This window comes from Mesorhizobium sp. M7A.F.Ca.MR.362.00.0.0 (genome assembly GCF_004023175.1).
GTDB lineage: Bacteria > Pseudomonadota > Alphaproteobacteria > Rhizobiales > Rhizobiaceae > Mesorhizobium.
In genome coordinates this window covers 1-1,383 of record NZ_RZTF01000741.1, presented here as the reverse complement: position 1 = coordinate 1,383, position 1,383 = coordinate 1, and the positions used below count along the sequence as shown (strand labels likewise).

The following is a 1,383-nucleotide window of genomic DNA, read 5'->3' as shown; positions in this document are numbered from 1 at the left end:
CCGTCCCGCACGGCGCTGTCGCTACCTACGTCCACAACGCGGTTGCCGACGGCCTTGGCAAGCTCGGCGTGCTGGTCGCGATCGAGACCACGGGCAATGAGCATGCAGCCAACGCCTTTGGCCGCCAGGTGGCCATGCATGTTGCCGCCACCAACCCTCTGGCGCTGACCGCAGAGCAGATCGATCCGGCCGCGGTCGAACGCGAGAAGGCGATCTTCTCCGACCAGGCGCGCCAGTCCGGCAAGCCGGAAGCGATCATCGAGAAGATGGTCGAGGGCCGTCTGCGCAAGTTCTACGAGGAAGTCGTGCTCCTGAAGCAGGCCTTCGTGCTCAATCCCGACATCACTGTCGAGAAGGCGCTGAAGGATGCCGAGAAGGACATCGGCGCCCCGGCCAAGATCACCGCCTACCTGCGCTTTGCGCTGGGCGAGGGCATCGAGAAGGAAGAGACCGATTTCGCAGCGGAAGTCGCTGCAGCGGTCAAGAAGTAAGCTGCCAAGCAGCTTTTCGGCTCAGGCAACTCGGCCGGGCGCTCGCGAGGGTGTCCGGCCGATTTCTTGTGTGACGTCGACAAAGGCGCGCAGCTTCGGTGCCATTGCCGCCCGGCGCGGAAAGTAGAGAAACAGGCCTGGTTCCTCGATTGCCGACTGCGGCAACACCTGGACAAGCCGACCAGCGGCCAGGTCGGCGCGCACCAGCGGCTCGAACACATAGGCCAGTCCCATTCCCGACAGCGCCAGGTCGATCGCGGCAAGCGAATCGGTGACGATGGCGGTGCCGCGCGTTTCCACGGCCACGTCCTTGCCGTCCTCCGTCAAATCCCAACGATAGACCGCGCCGGATCGCACCAGACGGTAGCCGATGCAATTGTGGGCGGCGAGATCGGCCAGGCTGTGCGGGCGGCCATGCCGGCCGATATAGGCTGGTGACGCTACGATGATCACCTGGAATGGCGGGGTCATCCGGATCGCGATCATGTCCTGCGCGATCATTTCGCCAAGTCTGATGCCGGCGTCAAAGCCTTCGCTGACGATATCGACCAATCCTTCATTGGCAAAGATTTCCACTGTCACATCCGGATAGCGCTCGGCCATGGCCGTCACCACCGGCGTCACCGCCATCGGGACGGCGATATGTGATACATTGATTCTGAGCAGTCCCGCCGGGCGACCCTTGATGCCGCGGATACGCTCCATCCGCTCGGCGATATCCTGCAGCGCGGGCTCGGCCGTCGCGACAAGCGCCTGACCGGCCTCGGTCAGCGATACGCTGCGGGTCGTGCGGGCAAAGAGCGGCTGGCCGATGCGCTCCTCCACAAGGCGTACAGCGTGGCTGACCGCCGAAGGGCTCATGCCGAGTTCGGCAGCGGCAAGCGCAAAGCCG

The 1,383-nt window shown here is 64.4% G+C and carries 2 protein-coding genes; one reads left to right on the top strand and one right to left on the bottom strand.

The genetic code is table 11. From position 1 onward, the window contains the following. Positions 1–491, top strand: a 491-nt coding sequence (gene tsf / locus EOC06_RS37310) for a translation elongation factor Ts (protein ID WP_128310119.1), incomplete at its 5' end; no start/stop codon positions are given. 21 nt (positions 492–512) lie between these two features. Here tsf and EOC06_RS37305 read toward each other — a convergent pair. After that, on the bottom strand, positions 513–1,383 hold an 871-nt coding region (locus EOC06_RS37305; RefSeq protein WP_164898998.1), incomplete at its 5' end, for a LysR family transcriptional regulator.